The organism is Variovorax glucosi (assembly GCF_051216695.1).
In the GTDB taxonomy this organism is placed as follows: domain Bacteria; phylum Pseudomonadota; class Gammaproteobacteria; order Burkholderiales; family Burkholderiaceae_C; genus Variovorax.
The window spans coordinates 1-1,311 of record NZ_JBPJZE010000152.1 but is presented as its reverse complement, the minus strand read 5'-3'; the positions used below and the strand labels follow the sequence as shown (position 1 = coordinate 1,311).

Sequence of the window (1,311 nt, the reverse complement as noted above, 5' to 3'; positions counted from 1 at the left end):
CTGGCGGAGATTGCCGTAGGCCTGACCGAGGGCGGGGGAGGTGGTCCAGGGGACGAGGGGTTCGGCGAGGCCGTAGTACTGCAACAGGCCCAGGACCGCGCTGACGAGTCCGGCAGCCAGCACTCCCCAGGCCAATGCTACAGCCCCCTGGGCGGCGCTCGACATGCGAGCGCCTATCAGCGCCGCCACCGCAACTGCCGCCGTCGCAGTGCAGGCAGGCACCCAGAAGCCCCATACATCACCGTGAAACAGCGCAATGCAGCCCGCGCTGAGCATCAGCCAGCCAAGCACACGGCGGTCGAGCGTTTTTCCTCGGGCGTCGCACGAGAACAGCAGGAATGCAATGCAAGCCCAAGCACAAAGCAACTGCCAGACATTGACGGACGGACCGGCCACCCACGGGAACAGAAAAGGGAGGGCGATCAGTGCCGCGCTGAAAAAGGGCATCGACGGAATTGTGCAGTGCCGCGACGCGCAGGGGCAAGCTCACACGGCCGCTGGCCGGGGGCGGGAGTTCGCCGCAGGTGGCTTGCACAGCCACTGTCGAGAGTGTCGGGCCGGTCGACGTAGAGTTTGAAGCGCTGACGGCCGTACAGATGGCTCTATTGACGATCTACAACATGTGCAAGGCGATGGACCGGGGATGCGGATTGCCGATGTGCATGTGTTGGAGAAGCATGGGGGAAATCGGGGAGTTGGGTGGCGGTGAGATCTGCAATGCCAATAGCCCTAGCGCCAGCAACTCGCCGCCGTACCCGGGGTATCGGCCGCCATGTTCTTGATGCCCTTGGCATCCAAAGTGAAGTCGCCGCACTTGCTATCCGAGGCCTGCACCCCCGTACGCTGGGCTTTCAACGTGTAGCCACCGTCGCTGCCGTCGGCGGCCGCACTCAGGACCAGCGTGTAATCGCCATTTTGCGACGCAGTGCCATTCGGTAGCTTTAGGTTGCTCGCCACGTTGGTATAGCTTCCGTTCTGCGCCCTCCAGCGCTCTTGGCGTGCGGCAGCGTCATTGAGCAGGTTCTGCCCCTCCACCCGCCGGGACCGCCTCGCGTACTCTGTGTATGACGGGTAAGCAATAGCCGCCAGGATGGCGACGATGGCCACGGTGATCATCAGCTCGATCAGGGTGAAGCCCTTTTCAGCGTTGCGCACTAGTTTCTCCTTCAAAAGACATGCTTCTCGCCACTTGGGCGAGCACGAGAGGCGTCAGGCGACGCCCCCGTCTTCACCATCGCAGTGGGAGGGCCTGAAACATCAGTTCGGCGGCTGCTTGCGCCAGCTTTGACGGCCAAACTGCAACCCGTGGTT

At 63.1% G+C, this 1,311-nt stretch carries 1 protein-coding gene and 2 pseudogenes; 1 reads left to right on the top strand and 2 read right to left on the bottom strand.

Annotated elements, in window-relative coordinates; translation table 11 throughout:
• A pseudogene (locus ACSFA3_RS23770) lies at positions 1-447 on the bottom strand (polymerase); the annotation flags it as partial.
• Between the two features lie 77 nt (positions 448-524).
• On the opposite strand from ACSFA3_RS23770, the pseudogene ACSFA3_RS23765 reads away from it, so the two are divergent.
• Positions 525-709 (top strand): annotated as a pseudogene (locus tag ACSFA3_RS23765) (cyclic pyranopterin monophosphate synthase MoaC); the annotation flags it as partial.
• 20 nt (positions 710-729) lie between these two features.
• Here ACSFA3_RS23765 and ACSFA3_RS23760 read toward each other — a convergent pair.
• Complete coding sequence (locus ACSFA3_RS23760) at positions 730-1,155, bottom strand: type IV pilin protein (protein WP_435507870.1); 426 nt, start codon at positions 1,153-1,155, stop codon at positions 730-732.
• Positions 1,156-1,311: the final 156 nt, after the last annotated feature.